Source organism: Brevibacillus sp. HB1.2 (assembly GCF_013332495.1).
GTDB classification, from domain to species: domain Bacteria; phylum Bacillota; class Bacilli; order Brevibacillales; family Brevibacillaceae; genus Brevibacillus; species Brevibacillus porteri.
Map to the genome: position 1 here is coordinate 23,942 of NZ_JABMIU010000022.1, position 16,638 is coordinate 40,579.

The 16,638-nt window shown below is 44.7% G+C and carries 14 protein-coding genes, 2 pseudogenes and 1 riboswitch; of the genes and pseudogenes, 4 read left to right on the forward strand and 12 right to left on the reverse strand.

Going from position 1 to position 16,638, the window contains the following annotated elements:
- Nucleotides 1-4: 4 nt before the first annotated feature.
- From thiS to HPY28_RS28115, 10 genes are all read right to left on the reverse strand, one after another.
- Nucleotides 5-208, reverse strand: a complete 204-nt coding sequence (gene thiS / locus HPY28_RS28075) for a sulfur carrier protein ThiS (RefSeq protein WP_007729348.1) — start codon at nt 206-208, stop codon at nt 5-7.
- Between the two features lie 200 nt (nt 209-408).
- A riboswitch (TPP riboswitch) is annotated at nt 409-519 on the reverse strand.
- Nucleotides 520-560: 41 nt separating this feature from the next.
- Nucleotides 561-944, reverse strand: coding sequence for a kinase-associated lipoprotein KapB (kapB, locus tag HPY28_RS28080; RefSeq protein ID WP_017248970.1), 384 nt, complete (start codon nt 942-944; stop codon nt 561-563).
- Between the two features lie 33 nt (nt 945-977).
- On the reverse strand, nt 978-2,189 hold the full coding sequence (locus HPY28_RS28085; RefSeq protein WP_017248971.1) for an alanyl-tRNA editing protein: 1,212 nt from the start codon (nt 2,187-2,189) through the stop codon (nt 978-980).
- Nucleotides 2,190-2,271: 82 nt separating this feature from the next.
- Nucleotides 2,272-2,499 (reverse strand): hypothetical protein, encoded by a 228-nt coding sequence (locus HPY28_RS28090; RefSeq protein ID WP_026043118.1) that lies wholly within the window; start codon nt 2,497-2,499, stop codon nt 2,272-2,274.
- A gap of 96 nt (nt 2,500-2,595) precedes the next feature.
- A complete protein-coding gene (locus HPY28_RS28095; protein ID WP_017248973.1) occupies nt 2,596-3,879 on the reverse strand; it encodes a glycoside hydrolase family 18 protein in 1,284 nt (427 codons plus the stop codon).
- Nucleotides 3,880-3,943: 64 nt separating this feature from the next.
- Complete coding sequence (locus HPY28_RS28100; protein WP_017248974.1) at nt 3,944-4,252, reverse strand: thioredoxin family protein; 309 nt, start codon at nt 4,250-4,252, stop codon at nt 3,944-3,946.
- A gap of 161 nt (nt 4,253-4,413) precedes the next feature.
- On the reverse strand, nt 4,414-7,032 hold the full coding sequence (gene lanKC, locus HPY28_RS28105; RefSeq protein WP_173623534.1) for a class III lanthionine synthetase LanKC: 2,619 nt from the start codon (nt 7,030-7,032) through the stop codon (nt 4,414-4,416).
- Between the two features lie 141 nt (nt 7,033-7,173).
- Nucleotides 7,174-7,284 (reverse strand): class III lanthipeptide, encoded by a 111-nt coding sequence (locus tag HPY28_RS30995; protein WP_371736766.1) that lies wholly within the window; start codon nt 7,282-7,284, stop codon nt 7,174-7,176.
- A 402-nt stretch (nt 7,285-7,686) separates the two neighbouring features.
- Complete coding sequence (locus HPY28_RS28110) at nt 7,687-8,577, reverse strand: NAD(P)-dependent oxidoreductase (RefSeq protein WP_017248977.1); 891 nt, start codon at nt 8,575-8,577, stop codon at nt 7,687-7,689.
- A gap of 32 nt (nt 8,578-8,609) precedes the next feature.
- Nucleotides 8,610-10,082, reverse strand: a complete 1,473-nt coding sequence (locus tag HPY28_RS28115; RefSeq protein WP_174231841.1) for an aldehyde dehydrogenase family protein — start codon at nt 10,080-10,082, stop codon at nt 8,610-8,612.
- A gap of 102 nt (nt 10,083-10,184) precedes the next feature.
- On the opposite strand from HPY28_RS28115, the gene HPY28_RS28120 reads away from it, so the two are divergent.
- Both HPY28_RS28120 and HPY28_RS28125 read left to right on the forward strand, forming a co-directional pair.
- The gene (locus HPY28_RS28120) at nt 10,185-12,308 is read left to right on the forward strand and encodes a helix-turn-helix domain-containing protein (protein WP_174231842.1); all 2,124 of its coding nucleotides are present in this window, start codon (nt 10,185-10,187) and stop codon (nt 12,306-12,308) included.
- Nucleotides 12,309-12,619: 311 nt separating this feature from the next.
- Complete coding sequence (locus HPY28_RS28125) at nt 12,620-13,777, forward strand: GNAT family N-acetyltransferase (protein WP_174231843.1); 1,158 nt, start codon at nt 12,620-12,622, stop codon at nt 13,775-13,777.
- Between the two features lie 55 nt (nt 13,778-13,832).
- Here HPY28_RS28125 and HPY28_RS28130 read toward each other — a convergent pair whose 3' ends face one another.
- Entirely contained in the window at nt 13,833-14,837 is a 1,005-nt protein-coding gene (locus tag HPY28_RS28130) for a phosphotransferase enzyme family protein (RefSeq protein ID WP_017248981.1), read from the reverse strand.
- A gap of 132 nt (nt 14,838-14,969) precedes the next feature.
- Here HPY28_RS28130 and HPY28_RS28135 point away from each other — a divergent pair, with 132 nt between their 5' ends.
- Nucleotides 14,970-15,707, forward strand: a complete 738-nt coding sequence (locus HPY28_RS28135; RefSeq protein WP_174231844.1) for a MerR family transcriptional regulator — start codon at nt 14,970-14,972, stop codon at nt 15,705-15,707.
- An 81-nt stretch (nt 15,708-15,788) separates the two neighbouring features.
- Here HPY28_RS28135 and HPY28_RS30610 read toward each other — a convergent pair.
- Nucleotides 15,789-15,977, reverse strand: a pseudogene (locus tag HPY28_RS30610) (serine hydrolase domain-containing protein); the annotation flags it as partial.
- Nucleotides 15,978-15,981: 4 nt separating this feature from the next.
- Here HPY28_RS30610 and HPY28_RS28140 point away from each other — a divergent pair.
- A pseudogene (locus HPY28_RS28140) lies at nt 15,982-16,614 on the forward strand (methyltransferase domain-containing protein); the annotation flags it as partial.
- Nucleotides 16,615-16,638: the final 24 nt, after the last annotated feature.

Genomic DNA, 16,638 nt, shown 5'->3' on the forward strand with positions numbered 1-16,638 from the left:
ATGATCATCCTCCTCCGACAAAATGAACGATTTCTATGCGATCTCCGTCTGCAATCGGTGTTTGTTCGTACGCGGAGCGATCAATAATTTCTCCATTTCGTTCTACGACGACAATCTTTTCTTGCAGGGAATAAGAAGCAAGCAAGGCTCGCACTGTCGTGATCTCTTCCGCCAACTCTACTTTTTTCCCATTCAGCTGAACAATCATTGATTACCTCCTTCTACTGGAAAAAAAACGGCTTCTCCCGCCTGCCTGAGTCGATTCAGACAAACAGAAGAAGCCGTATACCCATCCCATCTCCCCAGACGAATGGCATAAAAAAACCATCCGCCTCGGATGGTTGAGTGAGATCTGATCATGCATGCACGCAAACAAGCATAGTTCTGCTCGGATGCGACACCGTGATACTGATTCCAAATACCTCTTCCTCCGCTGGCATGACCCAGGTCAGGTTCAACGGTCAGTAACACACTCGTTACAATCTCAGCCAACGTTGCTTGGCCCCCGTTTGGTAGTAAAGCTATGCAATTGTCGTACATTCGAGTACTACAGTACCACTCTATTTCGTGTTTGTAAAGGCTTCCTTGTGCATCTTTTCCAGCTCAATGAGACAACGCTCTGCCCAAGCTGCCATTTTCGAAAGCTTTTCCATTTCTCTCTCCATCGCCTGACGCACAGATTCCTTGTAGTCCGGAATCGCGCCATTATAGCGAATGACCCCTTGGACAGGCGTCATGAATTTTTCCATGTAAGAGAGTGCTGGACGCTGGTGAAACAGCGGCACATCTACTTCGTAGGAAGAATGCAAATCGCCTTGCGTCGGGTATTTAGTAACGGCCAACACTTTTACCAGCAGCTTCGAATCGTGGATTTCCAATACTTCTGCAATATATTCTCCAGTTCGCTGCGCCACGCGAACGATATCTCCCGGATTCCAGTTCATCGCGGTTTCCTCCTTTTATTCAATCAAATGTATTTACATTAGTGAGGCTTCCAGCAGTTTGCGAGCATGCAGCAATACTTCTTCCGCATCCACTACTGACTGACCACCACCCTGTGCCATGGCAGGATTTCCTCCGCCTTTTCCTTCAATGACCGGCAATGTTTCTTTCAACACTTGATTGATGGCTACGTTGACTTCTTGCCCACGAGCAAACACGATTTGCATTTTGTCTTCGGTAGTAGCAGCTAAAAGGCAAATCGCATCTGGCGCCAGAGCAGTAGCCAGCTGTGCGAACTGCTGAAGCTGTTGAATGGTTTTGTCCGTGAAGGTATGCATAATGAGGCGAGAATGACCGAGTTGGCTAGCAGCAGATAGTTGTTGATTGACTTCCACTTCTAACAGCTGCTTATCCACTTCTGCCAATTTTGCCTTCAAGGTGTCACGTTCTGCAAGGAGGCGTTCCGTCTGTGCGATCAGTTCACCTTCATTGGTAGCGAGCAGCTTCGCCGTATCACGAACGACAGCTTGCTTTTGGTTGTAGTCCCGCAAAGCTCGCCAGCCACAGATGAATTCCAGACGAATGTTTCCGCGATGTCGCTCCCAGCCCAAGATCTTGATCATCCCGACTTCGCCCGTACGTGCAGGATGTGTTCCTCCACATGGGTTGTAATCAAACTCAGGAATCATCACGACACGAATGTTTTCAGTAACGGTCGGCTGTTTTTTCAAGGGCAGCGTTGCCAACTCCTCGTCATCAACGAACCGCGCTATGATGGGGTGGTTTTCCAGAACAATCTGATTCGCTCGCTTCTCTACCTTCTCCCATACATCTGTTGTCAACTCATCCAGTCGTACATCAATGGTGACACGTTCTTTGCCCAAGTGAAAGGCAACAGTCTCCGCTTGCACGACTTCCAGGAAGGAAGCAGATAAAATGTGTTGTCCAGCATGCTGTTGCATATGATCGAAGCGACGGTCCCAATCGATGTGACCCGTTACTTCCGCTATGCTTTCAGATAAGGGAGCTTCCAGTCTATGGCGAATTTCGCCTTCTACCTCTTCCACATCTACCACACGAATCTCTTCCAATACGCCCAGATCGGAAGGCTGTCCACCTCCAGTAGGGTAAAAAGCCGTTTGATTTAGTACTACGTAAGGTGTCCCATCTTGCTCGACACCAGCCCTCGTCACCTGGGCCGAAAACGTTCTTGTATAGGCATCCTGATAATAGAGTCTGTCGTCCATCGTTACTCCTCGCTGCATGGAACCATGGTTCCAGCCTGATTCTCCCACTTGGGGGCAAAACAAAAAAACGTATGTATAAAACTTAGCCAAACAAGTGATCCATTTGTTTTTCGCGCTCTTGGCGCTCCTCTGGGCTTGCCAGGTCATACTTTTTCAATAAATGAAACAGTTCATTTAGACGCTCTTGGCTGAGTTCGCCATTCAACTGATTCTTGAATTGACTCACACGCAACTCCGACAGATATGGAGTTTGTTCTGCCAGTTTTTTGTGTACGTCCTCATGGCTGTGATCCAATTTGCATTCTCCCATGATTTCTCCCCTTTTCCTTACTGTCATCTTCATCATACCATGATTTTTCATTCGAAAAAAAGGCGTACAACCCGCGATGGAATGTACGCCAGATGACTATGCGCGCTTACGAACGCGAAAGTTCTCCTCGATCAACAGCCAATTTTGCGGAAATGGCAAACCGAGTTTCCAGTAGCTGACGCCTCTCAAACCAAGTTGTTTAACTAGATTGAACTTAGCTTGGATCGACCGCGCATCCTCAAACCACACCTGATGTTGCTTGCCTTGATCATCGGTGTACGTAAAAAACGGAGCCTGTGCGCGATAGTCATACCGGATCACTGCATTATGCTGCGCAGCCAAAGCAATTGCGGCTTGTGGACTTAGAGCTTTCGCTGTCGTTCCTCGCTCGTACGGTAAGGTCCAGTCGTATCCGTACAGATTTTGGCCCATCAAAATTTTCTCGGCTGGTATTTCGGTAATAGCGTACTGCAAAACACGCCGCACCGGTCCGATCGGAGAAACCGCCATGGGAGGACCACCACTATAGCCCCATTCATACGTCATGATCACGACAAAATCGGCAAGCGCTCCTATCGCTTTGTAATCATGGGCGGAATACCATTTGCCAGCTTGCTCGGCACTCGTCTTCGGTGCGAGCGCAACAGACATCATCAATCCTGCTGCATGTATACGGTCCCTTGCTTTTCGCAAGAAGTTCGCGTACGCTTCAGCACCGGTTGTGGGCAATGCTTCTAGATCAAAATGGATATCCCCCATTCCCAGCTCACGGGCGGTCGCGAGAATATTATCCAACAATTTGTTCTGGAGCTCTTGATCGTTCAGGATGAGTGCGCCCAATTCCGTACTGAACTGACCTTTTTCCAAATTCGTCACGACCATCATAAGTAGTACTTGGTTTTCTTTTGCGATCGCCGGAAAATTGTTCAGCGTTGGTCGATCGAGGGTGCCATCCCGTTTGATACGAAAGCTGAACGGTGCCAAATACGTCAGATGAGGGGCAGCCGTCCGAACATCCGCTTCCATCGCTGGTGGGACAGTGCGGCGCGGTTCCACATATGCATTGAAATCAGCCGCTCGTCTAGGGCGAGGCGGGATATAAAGTTTTTGCCCGACTTGTAGCGGTTTATAGGGAGAAATCCCATTGACGCGAGCAAGCTCTGCTGCGCTGATCTGGTAACGCTGACCGATGGTATACAACGTATCTCCTTGTTTGACCCAATAGTAGCTTCCTACAATCGGGATCACCATCGCCTGTCCGGTTGCCAGCTTATTGGGATCTGGCAATTCATTCGCCTTGGTGATCGCTTCTGCCGTCGTGCCGTACGTCTCGGCGATGCTCGCTAAGGTTTGTCCTTCTTCCACCACGTGGATTTGCATACGCCTCCTCCTTCGCATTTCTTCTCTCTCTGTCATATTCATGGCGAAGGAAATAGGTGTATGTCTAGGCCAGAGGTTTCAGTACATCGTATAAAAATCCAACGGACTGGATGGCATAATGGCGTTCCAACAATTCATTTCTGTGAAAAATAAGCAAGGCGGGAACGCTGGTCACTTGCCATTGTTCTGCCAATGCAGGCGCCGTATTAATGTTGATCTGATACAGAGGAACGGTAGGTAATGTTTCTTGCATGATGCCGAGCATACGTGCTGCGAGCTTGCAGGTCCCACACATCGGTGTATAGACAAAAAGAGCGACCGACTCCTTTTCTTGCAGGTATTGGATCAGTTCTGTTGAGGTTAGTTCTTGCAAGTCGTATCTCTCCTTTCTGCACATTGGACATGATACAGGATCTAAACAACCTTTTTCTCTTTCGCAAACCAAAAACGACAGTAACCAACCATAAGGTAGCACTGTCCATTTGGTACTCTTATACAATTATGGAACAAAGCCAACCACTACTCTACGCCTCATTACTTGATTGTAGTTGGGGCGGCATTTACACATGCTACATCTTGGCTATATTTTGTATTTTTATAAAAATCATCGATATTTATTAATGGAAGCCAATATAATGGGTTATCTTTCAATATCCCCTCTAAAGCTAGTATAATACCAGAACTCCCTGTTTGAAAGTCATCAGATAAACGATAACAAAACTGCCCTGGAAATAAAATATGATTTTCCTTAGGAATTAAAAATAGACGTAACAATTCAATTACACAATCTTTTTTGTTTGTATACGCAGAATCACTTTTTCCTAGGAGCGGCGGTATTATCAAAAAGCTTCCAGCGCCATCGTAAAGCCCCCCGCTTATGCTACATCTAACACGATATAAATTCGTAATTAAGCTCAATTCTCTTTCGTAACGTTTTTTATCACTAACATGATTTAGGTATACGATTGCTATTCCTATGCCTAACGATCCCCCTGAAAGGTAAGGTAATAAGCGATTGGAGTCATCAATCGTTTGCAATGTGCTTTTGTCTTCTTTGGTTTTTTCTAAATCTTTATCAATGCATTCGATAGATTTCAAGTAATAATTTTCCTTTTTGGTGACTGCATACAAAGCCGAGTAAAACAACGAGACTCCAGACCAACCATCCATTATACCGATTGGAATCCCGGCCCAATCCTGAACTTTTAACTCTTTCTTCTCGCTCATAAAAGTATCAATGATACTCGCTACAAATATTGCTTTGTCCAGAACACGTTCATCTTTTTCTTCTAAATAAAGACTAACGAACCCAAGACCTATACCTGACAATCCTGACCTTAAAGATAGATCAGACGAATTAAGATTCATGTTTGCAAAGATGTTCATTGCTTCTTTTTTATAACCGATTTCATACAATGTTGTCCCTATGCCTGCTTTACCTGTTAATAATCCACCTTGTTCAATAGAATCGATGTTTTTCATTAATTCATTTTCAATCCAATGGTTTATTTTCTCACTCACAGTACCAGATCTAAAAAATGCTAGCGCAGCTCCAGTGCCTCCATTTTGTACATTGTATTTCCCAGCTTTGCTTTCATATTGCCTGATATCCCCATGAATTAATTTTTCGCTAGGAACAAAATTTTTCTCAATACCATTTCTGAGACCTTCAATAATGGAGGAAATATCCTTTTTCATCACATTTTTATTTATGGCATGCGACCTACTCTCTTCTCCTATAAATGATAAATGCTGATTACATTTTTCCCTTATCATTTTTACAAATAGTAGAAAATCCTCTCCATAAACCTTTTCAATCCATTGATCTTGATAATCATACATATCAGAATCAATATCCTCGATTGGTCCAATTGGCAATAAGCAATGTCGTAGGATTTTCTTTATTGCATACCAATCCCGCTCTCCGTTATTTTTATTACGTGGATGAGAGAATCCGTATGTTTGCAGTGTAGGCTTTCCTTCCAAATCCTTAGGTCGTGCTGTTTCAAAGTCAATCAGAGTCACGTTTAAATCTTCGGATATGATAATATTTACTGGTTGTAAATCTCCCATTCCTACACCATTTTTATGCATTTCTTCGACAATAGACACCAATTTAGTAAGAATATTATGTATTTTGTCCTTATAGACTTTGACATCACCATTATTAATAAAAGGGTAGTTCGCTACAATCCAGGAATCTAAGTCCATTCCATCCACATACTCTTCCACAAGAAAACTATGTTTCCAATATGTAAAGTAATCTAGTATATTTACAATTCCATCTACTTTCGATAGCTTTGATAAAGCATCAAGTTCGATTTTTTGTCTTTCTAATGCATCAACTTTTTGACCATCCAATCCTGATTTTGGCCTTGCTTCTTTAATAATGACTTTCTTTTTATCTTTCTTCCTTTCTGTTACATAGATTCCTCCACCATTCGTAAAGCGAAGTGCAGTTTGAAATTCGTATTCTTCAAATTTATTATTTTCTACTTCAGCCTCAATAGATGTGGTATTTAAAGTATCTAAATACTGATCAAATTCTTTAACAAAAGAAGGTACTTGATAGTAAGGAACTCTTTCGTCTACAAGCAATTCACCATTCTCATCTTTTATGCACAGTTCGCCTTGTTCGTTGAATATCATTGCAAATCCACCATACCTATAGTAAACATTGCTGTTTTTCCAACACTTGTCACTCAGAATGTAGGGACCACTCTCAAAAGAATGAAGGGTGGTATATAGTAGATCTAATAAATGTAAAAAATCATCATCACTAGGAGGATAGATCGTAATAAACTTTCCCGAACTTGCTCTATTTGCGATCTTTGAGTTTGAAGTGAAATAATCCCATTCGCTTGCAAGATGTTTGAAATAGACTTTACGTTCAACCAATATATGACTGACCTTCTGTAAAATCTGTTCTGCATTATCAAGTGTTGCACTAATATGGATTTTCCAACCTTGAGCTTGCAAGGATCGTTCTTTAAACTTGTACATTTTCCATACAGAATTTTCTTCCCTGCTAACTACACAATCATCTGATAAATTTGTCACATTAAATTCTCTCTCAGTAACGATTGATTTGTTAGGAGTGAAATATTTCGAGTTTTCATTTAAATAATCATAATAAACCATGTCTGCCTTCATGATATACTCTCCTCTCATAAATGATTTATGAACCTCTCCCAATAATTTGTAAGCTACATCTTATGTATTCGTCTCAATCAAAAGGACCTAGTTGAAGTTACCCTTCAACTAGGTCTTCTCTGAAGAAGCACTTAACAACCATTACCCCCATGGCCAAGGGCAAATGTTACTATACAACGACCACCTAGCAGCTGCTTCACTTGCCTCGTTTTGAGGAAGTTTTTGTAAATTCAGTACTTGATTCATTATCATTCACCTCCTTCCAAAATTTAGATGAAATGTCGTGCCTATTATTTTTCAAAGCTATAAAGCTTGTACTATATTAATACTCCGGTCTTCATCGCGAACTAAAATTCTAACCACCTTTAAATCGAATCTATATTACATATTTTAACAATAAGTGATATTATTGTCAAATGAATTCGGAATCTGCGATAGATTCAGAAAATTTCTCAAATAGCTGATGGTACCTATATAAGGGCTTTCCAGCGCCACTTGCCCCACAATAGCTGTCACTCGGTTACAGAAGATTCTTGGAGAGTCACCGCTACTGAGTTTTTTATCTTTTATTTGGGGAAGAGAAGACCTACGAAGAAAAAAAGTAGACTACAAGCAATAGTTGCTGTAGTCTACTTTCTCTTTCAGATTCAACGCTTAACGCGCAATCGTAGTATGAGCCAACTCCTCCGTCACGGTACAGACGGCACTCGAATCCCAGCTACCCTTGCCTTGTGCTTTTGCTGCCTCATACATTTGCGCAACCGTACCACCAACGAGAACAGGCACTTGTTGTTCACGTGCGGTTTGCGCATAGAGCTGCAAATCTTTGTGCATATGATCCAATGAAAAGACCGTATTTTCATACGTACCGTACAAGATGTTAGGCCCAAAAACGGAGAGCACACGATTGTGGGCAGAACCTTTGTCCATGACGGCTGCCAGCTTGTGTGGATCGACACCTGCTTTTACACCGACACTGAACGCCTCGCCCAATGCTGCTGTGATGACGGCAACGACAGAGTTGTGGCAAAGCTTCGCCACTTGTGCAGAGCCAGATTCCCCCAGATAAAAAATTTCCTTTCCAATTGCCCTGAGATAGTCCATGATTTCTGGAAGCTTTGTCTCATCTCCGCCGACCATAATGGTCAACGTTCCGGCCACAGAACCCGCAGGTCCTCCACTCACCGGACAATCGTAGTAGTAGATCCCTTTTTCTACGCCGTGCTGATTCAGACGTTTTGCTGTAGTAGGATCAATCGTACTTGTATCAAATACGAAACTGCCCTCCCCTAATGATAAGAAAAGTCCGTCCGCACCCAGCATAACTTCCTCAACAATCGCAGGACCTGGAAGCGAAGTGAAAACGACACGTGCTACGCTACCCACTGCCTGTGGAGACTCGACGACTATCGCTCCTTTTTCCTTTGCCCAGGCTTTTGCTGCTGGACTTGGATCATAGGCATACACGTGGTAGCCTTTTTGCAACAGATTGCAGACCATCCCTTTACCCATTGCACCGATGCCGATTACACCAATCGCTTCCATCTTCGCTCCTCCTGCTTTTCCTATACTTATTCTTATGGCCGAATATAAACCGTTTTGGTCTCGACGTAAAAATCGAGCGCTGACTCCCCTTGCTCTCTCGGACCCAATCCAGATATCTTTTTGCCACCAAACGGAAACTGTGATTCAAAATGAGTCGACGGCATATTAACATGCGTGACACCTGACTGAATGCCTTTGACAAATTGGAAAGCTTTTTGTAAATCGTTCGTAAAAATCGTGGAGGACAAGCCAAATTCAACCTGGTTAGCCACTTGCATGGCATGTTCGAAAGAATCCACATCGATCACGGCGATCACAGGGCCAAAAATTTCTTCGTTGGCAATCGTCATCTCCTGCGTAATACCGGTAAATACCGTCGGCGCGACGAAGTAGCCCTGGGCGAGATCACCTTCTACAAGGCGCTTACCGCCGCATTCCAGTACGCCACCTTCTTCGATCCCCTTTTGTACATAATGAAGATACAAATTGAGCTGATGCTCGTCCACTACTGGCCCGTTATGATTGTCTGGATCGAAACCATTCCCGATTTTCAAGCCCTTCGCTCGCTCAATCAGTTTTGCTTTTACTTGTTCGGCTACTTCGGGAACAACCAATACGCGACTGGTCCCTGTACAACGTTGGCCATTATCGAAGAATCCACTCAGTACGATAGAATCGATAGCGAGGTCAATATCAGCGTCCGCGAGAATGATCGCCGGATTTTTCCCACCCATCTCTGCCTGAATCTTGCCTCCTCTGGCTCCAACTGCTCTCCCTAAGGCAAGTCCCACTTCCGAAGAACCCGTAAATGAAATCCCTTTGACCAGTGGATGATTCGCTAATTCATCACCGATGACCGCACCCGGTCCTGTTACCAAATTCACGACACCACTCGGAACGCCGCTTTTAATCAGGAGCTCCATCAGCTTTATGCTAATCAAGGAGGTGTTGCTCGCTGGCTTGAACACAACTGTATTGCCTGCGAGGATAGCCGGGACGATCTTCCACAAGCAAATCCCCAGCGGAAAATTCCATGGCGCAATAATCGCGAAAACCCCGATTGGCTCTCGCACTGTGTAACCAATTACCCGTTCATCAAAGGAAGGCACCGTTTGACCTGTCAAGCGAGTAGCTTCCCCAGTCAACTGCTTCATGGAGGTGATAGTCTTGGCAACCTCGCCTCTCGCTTCCCGCAATGTTTTTCCGACTTCACGGGTGATCGTTTCTGCGAGCTCTTCTTTGTGTTTTTCCAATAAGTGAATGAGGGAGAACAAGAATTCTCCACGTGTGGGAGCGGATTTTTGTGACCATTCACCAAAAGCATTGGCAGCAGCTTCAATGGCAGAACGCGCATCCAGCCCGTCCGATTTTTGAAAAAAACCGAGAACCTCATTCGTATTGGCAGGGTTCGTGCTTGGGAAAACCTGTCCAGTATGGCTCGTCACCCAAGCCCCATCGATGTAGTTATTGTAGGTTGCTGTCAAATCGTCTCCCACCTTCCGCATCTTATAGGGTTATTGTATATAGTAAAAATTATGAATACAATGTATATACAGACACTTTTTTCCAACTATTAATGTGTATTTCTCTACATGGAGGACACGTGGATGAATTCATTTTCGCTCCTGCTTGAAAAGCTGCATGAATGGTTTGGCGATCAGCCTTTTTCGATCTGGTTCCAATTTTCGCATGATCGACATTTTCGGCATATTTTCTCTTCTTTTCATGAAAACGCTACCACGAAGATTCCCCCTATGACAGTACCTCTCTGTGACAACGATGCTAGCCACATGCGTTATGCATATGCCCAACAGATGTACCGTTTTTTCTACGAAAAGGAAGGACAAGCTGTTATTTGCCTTTCGCCTAAAGCAAGCCAACCGCCCATCCTTACCTCTGACCAGTGGGAACTTTTGTGGTTCGGGATTCGCCTGTTGTTGGCAGAAGAAAAAATGACAGCAAAAGCGGAGGAAAGCAAGAAACTCTTTGAAGGGATTCGCTCGATATCTGCTACCCTTGACGTTCACCAAATCATCCGTGGCATCATAGGTAACGCACTGGCTGTTATCCCGGCTGCTGACGCAGGTCTCTTGCACTTGTATGATCCCTCTATCGACCTTTTGATTCCGAAAGCGACCGTCGGTTTTCATGATACGGTGTTCAAAGATCTCAAAATGCGGGTTGGCGAATCTATCGCGGGCAAAGTGTTTGAGGACGGAATCCCACGCATGTACAAAACCAGCCAAGAAACAACCCACGCGATGAAGGACATCTCTGCTGACAACTTTCACTCGCTGAACCACGCCAAAACATTGCGAGACTTGAATGGGTTGCTATGCGTTCCGATATCACGTGAAGAAAAGCGTATCGGCGTGCTAGTCCTCCATCAGTTTCATCAAGAAAATGTGTTTACGGAGTACGACCTCGACCTCCTCCAAGGCTTCGCAGACCAAACTTCCATCGCCCTGCAAAATGCCGAGCTCTATGCAGAAGTCAAGCAAGCGTATGAGCATATGGCTGCCATTAGTGCCCAACTGCAAGCCAAGCACGATGATTTGATACAGCGCAACCATATCCATGAATCCATCAAGCAGTTGTCCTTGCAAAATAAAGGGGCAGAAACAATCGTAAAAACCCTCGGCAAAATGACAGGCCATTCCATCTATTTTGCCGATTGGCTTGAGCAAAAATTGTATCCTGAAAAGAGTGCTTTATTTTTTAGCTGGGATGAACTGTATACATTGCTGAACAAAAGAAGACAACCTGTTTCTGTCAAGCTGTACTCTCCCGATACTGGTGACAATCAATGGTTCTGTTTGTATCCGTTGATCAATGGAAGCATCTTTCTCGGAGGCCTCATGATTCCCTTAGACGAACGCGGGCTATCTGATCTCGCACGAATGACGGTCGAGCAAGGGAGTGCAGTGCTCATCCTCGATTTAGTGAAAAAGCAATCGATCAGCTCCGTGCTATACAAGCGAGCACATGATCTTTTTCAAGAGCTGATCGCAAGCAAAGGCAATGAACTGATTGACCGCGCTCGTTCGATGGGGTTACAGCCGCAAGCAAAATACTATGTGGTTTATGCCCATCTGACGCAGTGCCACGATCTGGCCTTGCTAGAAGCAAACATTCATCGGCTCATTACTCGTTGGAAATGGGAGTTCAGTAAAACTCAGATGTTTGTCTACGGCTTCCATAACCATGTCACCCTCCTCATCCGGTCTCTCGGCTCCCGAGATGGCAAGGACATCCGGGAGCGGCTGCAGCAGGCGTCTTATGAGTGGGAACTGGGTAAGGAAGCATCGTTATCGATTGGCGTGGGAAGTATGGCAAGCGGGATTGAACAAATCAGCAAAAGCTACGAAGAAGCCAAGAAAGCCGCTCACTACTTGACCAACCGCAGCCGTTTTGGTGTGGTGCACTATAAAGACCTGGGTGTCAATCGCCTCATGCTGAACCAGAGTCAGGACGATATTGATGCATTCATTCAAGATGTGTTTGCCCCTTTCTGGCAAGACCCGGAAAAATATCAGGAATGGGAACAGACGATCATGGCCTATATGAAATGTAGTCAATCTCCTCAACTGACCGCCAAAGAGCTGCACATTCACGTCAATACGTTGTATCAGCGATTGCGCAAAGTCGAAGAGCTTCTACATATCGATTTGCGAAATCCCGAAGACTTGCTGAAATTACAGCTCGCTTGTCATTTGCGCCAGGAAGGATAAATCGAAAAAGGAAGAAGTTGGTTTAGACAGGAAAAAGCCCTAGGTTTGTTTACCATAATTTCGTTATGTAAATTATCTCCCCATGTAATTCATGAAAAAACAGACGCGTATTTCTCTCTTGTAATATTTGGATAATCATCCATAATGAACAAGGGGGCATCATGCACCAAACACCCCAGAGATTCGCGCCCTACTACAGGTAAAGGAGTGATGATGTTTTGGATTCGCAAAAACAAATGGAAAAGCATATGAGAGGTTCCAAACGATAATTTCATCCCTTCTCTCATATGCTATGGGAGGAAATGAACGAAATGTTTGCTCAAAAGATGGTTCAAGGAACGGAACTCACAACCGATTGCTTCCATAGCGCGACCAATCTGTTCGCAGCGTTGAAGCACCATGTATCCATCAAAGGGGTCATTACAGGTGTTATTCCTGGTAGAGTATTCCTGTCAAATGACGCGAGATCAGCCTTGTTGACAAGCCCCCAAGGTATTTTTCTAGGAGGCAGTGTTGATAATCCCCTCTTCTTTGAAGAAGTGAATGCATTGCTCAAAGAGGAGATTTTACCGCAGCTTGCTGCTGATGAACAGCTTGACTACGTCCTGTTTTATCCTACTGATGAGAAGTGGGATGACATTCTCGATATCGTGATGAAAGATATATTACCCATGAGAAGCGGGCGAATGATCTTTACTCACCATCTACAGGATCTATCCCCTCCTGCTGACGATTATATTGTCCCGATAGACAGCACCTTGTTGAAGCGTAAAGAATTGATAGGTCTTGAGGATGTTATCGATGAAATAGCGGAGAACTGGCCATCTATAGAAGCCTATGAAAACAAAGGCTTCGGTTGTGCCGCGATTCAAGATACCGATGAGGGGCCTACCATTCTTAGTTGGTGCATGACGGATTGGGTAGTAGAAGACGAATGTGAATTGGGTATAGAAACCGATGAAGACTATCGGGGTAACGGATGGGCTCGAAAGACAGTATTGGGTGCTCTCTCACTCGCCAAACAACGCGGAATCAAAAGAGTGGGATGGCAGTGCTGGTCAAATAATATAGGTTCGCAGCGAACAGCCTTGTCTGTCGGTTTCGAGCTGCTCGCGGATTTTCCGGTTCTGTTCGGTTGGAACCTTCCTTTAAACAATTTCCTTGTCAACGGCAACCACTATATGCGTGGCGATCTGAAATATGGCGTGGAAAAAGACTACGCCCGCGCCGCATGGAGTTATGCCCAAGCACTCGATAAAGGCTGGGATTGGGATGGTGATCCGGCCTTGTATTGGAATGCTGCTTGCTTGTTCTATCTGAGTGGTGAAGAGGACCGGGCAAAGCATTACTACAAAAAGGCTCTCGAACTTGGCTGGGTAAGCATTCACCACCCGCATTATCATGATTATGTGTACAGAGAGCAGGACAGCGATCAGATCGGTCGAATTCTTGCTGAATTAGTAATCTAATGGAATTGGCCGCCGTTTTATCGGCGGCTTTTTGCTGAGCTCAACCATTTTTCCTCTACTTTTCTACCTTTGAATAAAAAAGAAATGGCTTGCCGTTCAAGTAGTTTTTGATCATAGGTATTGCATAGGGCTGTTCTTCTTTTAGCCCCTCGGTTTCCCTGGGGTCAGGAGCATGATGACTATAATTTTCAATCATGACCATCACCGTGAAGCTCTCAAGTGTGGGGAGCCAGTCCCCTTCTAGTTTCCGCAAACTCTCGTAGCCTTTTATGACAAGCTCTCTTTGTGCAGGATATATACCCAAAAGGGTATGGGCGATATCATAAAGATAGTAACCAAACCCACATCTTCCAAAATCAATCGGACGAGGATCTCCGTTGTAAAACACAATGTTACCTTGGTGCAGATCGCCGTGAATGATTCCGTAGTTGCTGCTATTCTTGTCCATTTTGGCAAGACAAGTGAGTATTTTATCCGCCGCCAATTCATATAGCTCGAACTCTTCGTCTGTCAGAAATCGTTGGTAATGCTCCTTCAAACGAGTCATGGACTCCTTGAAGCGATCCTCTCCCCAGATCGGACGAGCAAATTCAGGGGTCAATTGGAAATCCTGGGATACTGTATGAAGCTTTGCTAGCAAGACGCCCTCTTTGTAAACTTGGTCTTCCGTAAGTTCATCATCAACATGCTCCCCTTCGACCCAATGCATGACGGATACGAAGACACAGTCACCATTCGCAAGATCAATGCTCACTGTCTTGGAACCATTGCGGCACGCTATTCCCGTTGGAATCGCTACCTCTATTTTTTCATGCAAATAGCGGAGCCAGGCAAGCTCGGAATCAATTTCATTTCTGTTCTTGTTTCCGTGAATACGGAGTAAATAGGTACCATCCTTCTCTGTTTCTATCACAAACGTGCAAGTGTCGGACAGTTGGTTGAAACGAATCTGTTCCCCATCCAAGTCGTATTCGTGCATTGCCTTTTGTGCGATTTGCTTGAACTGGGCCACTACGTTCTCGATGTCATCTTCAGAATCCAACTGAAATAACCTCGTCATGCGAATCCCCCATCCAATATATGGTTCATATGCTTACATTCGTTTGATTTTCGCCATACTCCTCTTTTCTTTTTTTCGCTTGACTCCAACCTAAGGTCAGACTGCAAACTCAATTTCAGGAGGTGAATCGCCATGTTGTATACCGTTAACGAGGTAGCCAAACTGTCTGGTACCACAATCAAGACACTGTACCATTATCAAAAGATTGGCTTGCTGATGCCCGAAATTGTTACAGAAAATGGATACAGATATTATGGTGAGAATGAACTCAAGCGGTTACAACAAATCTTGTTTTATCGTGAGCTGGATTTTTCGTTGGACAGCATCAAAGCTGCACTTGATCACGAACCAGACAGACTTCGTTGTTTATCTGAGCAGCAAGCGATGTTAAAGGCACGCCAGCTTCGAATGGAGCGCATCTTGCTTACTTTAGAAGAAACGATTCGACACGAAAGGAAGAGAGGAAATATGTCCACTGAGAAAATGTTTGATGGATTAAACGAAGAAGAATGGAAACAGGCATTCACTCAACAAAATGAGCATTTGCAGGAATCCTACGATTTTCAATTGGATACAGAGAATCTGGACGTAACTTCCATGAATGAAAAAGCTGCCGAAGCGACTGCTTTCATGACATTTATGGCAGAGGCGTTGAAAAACAACAAAAGTATTGATGATAAAACGGTTGTTTCTGCAATCGAAAATCATCTTGCTTTTTTGCAAAAAGACCATCCGATTGATGCGAGAGCTTTCGCCGAGCAGTCAAGGTTTTTCCTATCAGATGAGTTCCACCGCACTATGTTGGAAGAACAGCAAACGGGATTAAGCTACTACATTTGCATTGCTGCCGAAAATTTTGCTTCCAAGTAACGTATAGTTAAACGATCGTTTAACAGTTAAACCGGGTGAGCTGCAACTCCCCGGTTTTTTGTTTCATCCCTATCTGATGCCTTAGATTACCGCCCCGATAATATGCTCCTTGATTAGCGTCCATCGATCCCGAGGATTCGGCATGAATTCCGATGCAATGGCTACAACGAGGTTTTTTTCTGGGATGCAACAGATAACATGACCGCCATCGCCTATTGCTGCGTATGCAAAAACACCGTCCTCTTCACGCAACCACCATAGATACCCGTATAGACAGGATGCCGAGTCGATGCTGGATATGGGGACCGGCGGCGGAGAGCTGTTGTCAATGTTGAGGCCGTGGCCGAAATTCGTTTGCGCCACCGAAAGCTATCTGCCGAACTTGTCCGTCGCCAAAGAACGATTGGAGCCGTTGGGTGTGACTGTCCTTTCTGTGGATGATGATCGTCTTCCTTTTGAGACCGATCAGTTCGATTTGGTGCTGAATAAGCTTGAATCGTATTCGCCGCGGGAGGTTCGTCGGGTGCTCACCGATGGCGGGTACTTCCTCACCCAACAGTCGGGAGGCACCGATTGCTTCGAGATCAACGAACGATTCGGCGTACCGTTACATTCAGCATTTGCGGAATGGAAGCTCGATGCCGCCATACATGGAGTGCGGGAGAATCACTTTGAAGTCGTGAAACAGTCTGAGCAGTTTCTTCGTCAACGCTTCTATGATGTCGGCGCATTGATCTATTATTTGAAGGCCATTCCGTGGCAGATTCCGGATTTCGAAGTCGATAAATACAGAGAAGAGCTATACAGCATTCATCTGCATATTGAACAGCAAGGTTACTTTGAGGTGACACAGCACCGATTTTACTTGCTGGCAAAAGCATTGTCTTCGGTTATATTTAAAATGTAATCAAATGGTTTTCTTGGAGCTTGT

Bases quoted from the DNA above. Each gene is read 5' to 3' on its own strand.
- thiS (WP_007729348.1), bottom strand. From the start codon at position 208: ATGATTGTTCAGCTGAATGGGAAAAAAGTAGAGTTGGCGGAAGAGATC.
- kapB (WP_017248970.1), bottom strand. From the start codon at position 944: ATGAACTGGAATCCGGGAGATATCGTTCGCGTGGCGCAGCGAACTGGA.
- HPY28_RS28085 (WP_017248971.1), bottom strand. From the start codon at position 2,189: ATGGACGACAGACTCTATTATCAGGATGCCTATACAAGAACGTTTTCG.
- HPY28_RS28090 (WP_026043118.1), bottom strand. From the start codon at position 2,499: ATGGGAGAATGCAAATTGGATCACAGCCATGAGGACGTACACAAAAAA.
- HPY28_RS28095 (WP_017248973.1), bottom strand. From the start codon at position 3,879: ATGCAAATCCACGTGGTGGAAGAAGGACAAACCTTAGCGAGCATCGCC.
- lanKC (WP_173623534.1), bottom strand. From the start codon at position 7,032: ATGAAGGCAGACATGGTTTATTATGATTATTTAAATGAAAACTCGAAA.
- HPY28_RS30995 (WP_371736766.1), bottom strand. From the start codon at position 7,284: ATGATAATGAATCAAGTACTGAATTTACAAAAACTTCCTCAAAACGAG.
- HPY28_RS28110 (WP_017248977.1), bottom strand. From the start codon at position 8,577: ATGGAAGCGATTGGTGTAATCGGCATCGGTGCAATGGGTAAAGGGATG.
- HPY28_RS28115 (WP_174231841.1), bottom strand. From the start codon at position 10,082: ATGCGGAAGGTGGGAGACGATTTGACAGCAACCTACAATAACTACATC.
- HPY28_RS28120 (WP_174231842.1), top strand. From the start codon at position 10,185: ATGAATTCATTTTCGCTCCTGCTTGAAAAGCTGCATGAATGGTTTGGC.
- HPY28_RS28125 (WP_174231843.1), top strand. From the start codon at position 12,620: ATGTTTGCTCAAAAGATGGTTCAAGGAACGGAACTCACAACCGATTGC.
- HPY28_RS28130 (WP_017248981.1), bottom strand. From the start codon at position 14,837: ATGACGAGGTTATTTCAGTTGGATTCTGAAGATGACATCGAGAACGTA.
- HPY28_RS28135 (WP_174231844.1), top strand. From the start codon at position 14,970: ATGTTGTATACCGTTAACGAGGTAGCCAAACTGTCTGGTACCACAATC.